Origin of the sequence: Arthrobacter sp. 35/47, from assembly GCF_000520475.1 — a bacterium.
Lineage (GTDB): Bacteria > Actinomycetota > Actinomycetes > Actinomycetales > Micrococcaceae > Arthrobacter_D > Arthrobacter_D subterraneus.
Map to the genome: position 1 here is coordinate 52,117 of NZ_KI914618.1, position 4,802 is coordinate 56,918.

Annotated in this window: 4 protein-coding genes and 1 pseudogene; 2 read left to right on the plus strand and 3 right to left on the minus strand. The window is 64.4% G+C overall.

The window, feature by feature from the left end; translation table 11 throughout:
• Both X803_RS20440 and glnA read right to left on the minus strand, forming a co-directional pair.
• Window positions 1–1,231 (minus strand): annotated as a pseudogene (locus tag X803_RS20440) (bifunctional glutamine-synthetase adenylyltransferase/deadenyltransferase); the annotation flags it as partial.
• 18 nt (window positions 1,232–1,249) lie between these two features.
• Window positions 1,250–2,590: a type I glutamate--ammonia ligase gene (gene glnA, locus X803_RS0115075; RefSeq protein ID WP_026545779.1), complete on the minus strand. Its 1,341-nt coding sequence runs from the start codon at window positions 2,588–2,590 to the stop codon at window positions 1,250–1,252.
• A 191-nt stretch (window positions 2,591–2,781) separates the two neighbouring features.
• On the opposite strand from glnA, the gene panB reads away from it, so the two are divergent.
• Window positions 2,782–3,654: a 3-methyl-2-oxobutanoate hydroxymethyltransferase gene (gene panB / locus X803_RS0115080; protein ID WP_026545780.1), complete on the plus strand. Its 873-nt coding sequence runs from the start codon at window positions 2,782–2,784 to the stop codon at window positions 3,652–3,654.
• 9 nt (window positions 3,655–3,663) lie between these two features.
• Here panB and X803_RS21980 read toward each other — a convergent pair whose 3' ends face one another.
• Window positions 3,664–3,828: an SPOR domain-containing protein gene (locus X803_RS21980; protein WP_139186259.1), complete on the minus strand. Its 165-nt coding sequence runs from the start codon at window positions 3,826–3,828 to the stop codon at window positions 3,664–3,666.
• A gap of 65 nt (window positions 3,829–3,893) precedes the next feature.
• Between X803_RS21980 and map the strand changes: the two genes are divergently transcribed.
• Window positions 3,894–4,772: a type I methionyl aminopeptidase gene (map, locus tag X803_RS0115090; RefSeq protein ID WP_026545781.1), complete on the plus strand. Its 879-nt coding sequence runs from the start codon at window positions 3,894–3,896 to the stop codon at window positions 4,770–4,772.
• The last annotated feature ends 30 nt before the right edge of the window (window positions 4,773–4,802 follow it).

Below are 4,802 nucleotides of genomic sequence, written 5' to 3' on the forward strand. Positions count from 1 at the left end.
ACCCCGCCGAGCTGAGCGCCGAGATGGCCGAGGTAGTGGATCGGGTACGCAGCGACTCGTCGACTTTGCCATGGACCAACTGGAGGAGCTGTACCGTGAATTCGACGTCACGCAGTCCTCCGGCCCCCAGTTTGATCTGTCTGTTGACCTCATGAGCCGGGATATTTTCCGTTACCCGCCGCCTCATCGCCTGGACCGATTCCACAAATCCGTCCCGCTCGGAGGACGTCCACACCAAGTCGGACACCGCCGCGGAATACTTCGCGCCGAGATCCGGGTCTCCGGCAATCGGGCGGGCCTTGAGCAGGGCCTGGAACTCCCAGGTCTGCGCCCAGCGCGCGTAGTACTTAAGGTGGGAATCGAGGGTTCGGACCAGCGGACCGTCCTTGCCCTCGGGACGCAGATTGGCGTCCACCTCCCACAGCCCGGGCTCCCGCCCCGCCGACGTCACGGCACGTGAAATTCCCGATGCCAGGCCTGTACCGATGCGCACCGCTGTGTCTTCACCCAGCTCATCAGCCTCGATGACGTAGATGACATCAACGTCTGAGATGTAGTTCAGTTCACCCGCCCCGCACTTGCCCATCCCAATCACGGCCAGTCGCACAGCTGCGATATCCGAGGCCGGATAGGTTTCAGCGAGTTCCGCCCGCGTCACGGCAAGTGCCGCTTCGAGCGCCGCTGCCGCGAGGTCAGCGAGTTCCTGCCCCACCAAGGGAAGGAAGTCCGTCGGTGACGCTGCGCTCAGGTCCCGGATGGCCAACTCGGTGAGATGCCTGCGGTAGCGCGTGCGAAGGGCGCGGTACGCCTCCTCACCGGTTTTGGCGGCAACCGGATTGCTGTCGCCGGCGTTGGCTCCGACCGACTCAAGCAGCGAGCTCCGCAGCGAAGCGGCTTCCACTGTTCCGGGTTCAGCGCTGGTCCGGGCTCGGACGACGTCGGAATGCTCGGGGTGCCGCATGAGGAACTCGGCGAGTGCCTCCGAAGCGCCCAGCAGACGGAAGAGCGCCTCCGAATCGGCTGCCTCACCCCGGACCAGTTCCCCCAGCGCGGGGTGGACCGCGAGCAGGCGTACCAGGGACTGGAGAGCAAGATCAGGGTTCGCGGCATGTGCCAGCCCCGCGAACAGCCTGTCCTCGGCAATATCCCGGAGCTCTGCAGCCGCAAGGAAGCGGCTGCTCTTGTCGAGGTCGGTGAATCCCCTGCTGATCAGTTCCCGGTTCAGGCTCATGGAGCTAGTCTCCCGCGGCTAGAGGATTCCGAGGTTGCGCCTGAGCTCGTAGGGGGTCACCTGAATCCGGTAATCATGCCACTCGGCACGCTTGTTCCGCAGGAAGTTTTCATAGACCTGCTCGCCGAGGATCTCGGCCACGAGTTCCGAATCCTCCATGGCCCGGACGGCGTCGTGCAGGCTGGCGGGCAGCGGATCGTGGCCCATGGCACGCCGTTCCGCGGCGGTCAGGCTCCAGACGTCGTCTTCCGCACCCGGCGGCAGGTCATACCCTTCCTCGATGCCCTTCAGGCCTGCCCCCAGCAGCACCGAGTACGCCAGATACGGGTTGGTGGCGGAGTCGATTCCCCGGTACTCGATGCGGGCGGACTGCCCTTTGTTCGGCTTGTAGAGCGGTACCCGAACCAGCGCGGACCGGTTGTTGTGGCCCCAGGAAAGGTAACTCGGCGCTTCGCCGCCGCCCCAGAGCCTCTTGTAGGAATTCACGAACTGGTTGGTCACCGCCGTGAACTCGGGCGCGTGCCGCAGGATGCCTGCGATGAACTGACGCGCTGTCTTCGACAGCTGAAATTCAGCACCCGCTTCGAAGAAGGCATTGGAGTCCCCCTCGAAGAGCGAGAAATGCGTGTGCATGCCGGAGCCGGGGTGGTCGGAGAAGGGCTTGGGCATAAAGGTGGCGTAACTGTTCTGGGTGAGCGCCACCTCCTTGATGACCGTGCGGAACGTCATGATGTTGTCAGCGGTCTGGAGGGCGTCGGCGTAGCGGAGATCGATCTCATTCTGTCCGGGCCCTGCCTCGTGGTGGCTGAACTCGACCGAAATCCCTACCGATTCGAGCATTGCAACGGCGGTCCGCCGGAAGTCCTGCGCGACACCGCCGGGCACGTGGTCGAAGTAGCCGGCCTGGTCCACGGGGATCGGCTGGCCGTCGGGGCCGAGCTCGTCCGACTTGAGGAGGTAGAACTCGATTTCGGGATGGGTGTAGCAGGTGAAGCCCATGTCTGCGGCTTTGGCGAGCGTGCGCTTCAGGACCCCCCGGGGATCGGCCGACGACGGCTGCCCGTCAGGGGTGAGGATGTCGCAGAACATCCGGGACGTCTGCTCCTTCTCGCCCCGCCACGGCAGGATCTGGAAGGTGGACGGATCGGGTTGGGCAAGCATGTCGGACTCGAATACCCGAGCGAGGCCCTCAATCGAGGACCCGTCGAATCCGAGCCCCTCCTCGAACGCGCCCTCAACTTCCGCCGGCGCCAGTGCAACCGACTTCAGGGAGCCGACGACGTCGGTGAACCACAGCCGGACAAAACGGACGTCACGTTCCTCGATGGTGCGTAGGACGAACTCCTGCTGCCGATCCATTCCAACCTCTTTCATACTCATCCCCGGTCGCTGCGGCACTCCGCATGACAGGGGGCGCTGTTCCCCGGTCCGCTGCTCACTTTACTGACAATGCCCGGCCGGCGCGGGACCCGGGTCATGCAGGACTGTGCCCGGTCCAGTATGTCCGCCTTGTGTTACGCCGGAGTTACCCGTCAAGTAGGCTCGTGGTCATGAATTCCGCGGAAACTCCAGCCCCCTACGGAACCGGCTCCCCGACGGCGGCAAACGCCTCGCCGCCGTCCGCAGCGCGCATCCGGACGCATCATCTGCAGGCCGCGAAGGACGAGGGCCGGCGATTCGCCATGCTGACAGCGTACGACCAGTATGCTGCGGAAATCTTCGACGGAGCGGGCATCGAGGTGCTGCTGATCGGAGACTCCGCCGCCAACAATGTGCTGGGTCATGCCACTACCCTGCCCATCACCCTGGACGAGATGATCCTCTTTTCACGCGCTGTAACCAGGGGCGCAAGGCGCGCCCTGGTCGTAGCGGACCTTCCCTTCGGAAGTTATGAGGTCTCACCTGCGCAGGGGGTTGAGTCCTCGATCCGCCTGATGAAGGAAGGGCTCGTGCATGCGGTCAAGATGGAGGGCGGCAAGGATTACGCCGATACCGTGCGCGCAATTGTCCGGGCGGGCATTCCCGTCATGGCCCACGTAGGGTTCACTCCGCAGAGCGAGCATTCCCTGGGCGGATACCGGGTTCAGGGCAGAGGGGACGCCGGCCGGCGGGTGGTTGAGGATGCAGTGGCCCTTGCCGAGGCGGGCGCCTTCTGCGTGCTGATGGAAATGGTGCCGGCCGACGTGGCTGCCGAGGTGGACAAAGCTGTGAGTGTGCCGACCATCGGGATCGGGGCAGGCTCCGCAACCACCGGGCAGGTGCTGGTCTGGCAGGATATGGCCGGCCTGCGGGCGGGCAGGCAGGCGAAGTTCGTCAAGCAGTTTGCCGATGTCCGGTCGGTTCTCGCCCAGGCAGCGCGAGCCTACGGAGACGAGGTCCGGGACGGAAGTTTTCCCGGCCCCGACCACAGCTTCCAGGGCTGACCGCGAGGGCTATTCCTCGTCCTGGGCTTCCCACGCCCGGTTCCGCTCCTGAACCTTCTCCAGGGCACGTTCGGCTTCCGCCCGCGTGGGGTAGGGCCCGATGAGCTGGCTCCAATCGGACTGGGCGTCTTCTTCAACCTCGTGCGTCTGGACGTTGTACCAGTACTGCACCATCCCGGCCTCCTTAGTGTTGCTTCCGCTTTCGGCTCCGGTGGTTCCACACCGATAGGATCAAGGGTATGCCCCACCATTCCTCTACCGCACCCGTCGGCACGCTTGTCCAGGGGACCGTCAGCCCTCCCCGCGCGGTGCCGGCGTCGATCCAGCGCCCGGAGTATGTGGGGCGCCCGGGCCCTGCGCGCTTCGAAGGTTCCGAAGTCAAGTCACCCGAAACGATCGAGCGGATCCGTCGGGCCGGCAGGATCGCCGCGCAGGCAATCCAGGAAGTGGGGCGCCATATCAAGGCGGGCGTCACCACCGATGAGCTGGACGCGGTGGGACACGAGTTCCTGGTCGGGCAGGGCGCGTACCCGTCCACGCTGGGCTACCGCGGATTCCCCAAGTCACTGTGTTCGTCACTCAATGAGGTCATCTGCCACGGCATCCCGGACTCGACCGTGCTCCGCGACGGAGACATCATCAACATCGACATCACCGCGTACATCGACGGCGTACACGGGGATACAAACCACACCTTCCTCGTGGGGGAGGTCGATGAAGAGTCGCGTCTCCTTGTGGAACGAACCCGGGAATCCCTGAACCGGGCCATCAAGGCAGTGGCACCGGGACGCGAAATAAACGTCATCGGACGTGCCATTGAGTCCTACGCCAGAAGATTCGGCTACGGTGTTGTGCGGGACTTCACAGGTCATGGAGTCGGCGAAGCGTTCCATACGGGGCTGATCATCCCCCACTATGACGCGGCACCGGCCTATAACCGGATCATCGAACCGGGAATGGTGTTCACCATCGAACCCATGCTCACCCTCGGCACCATCGAGTGGGACATGTGGCCCGATGACTGGACAGTCGTTACCCGGGACCGGAAACGCACAGCCCAGTTTGAGCACACGCTCGTTGTGACCGACACCGGCGCCGAGGTGTTGACGCTCCCCTAGCATTGACAATGCATTACCGGCGGGCCCCGA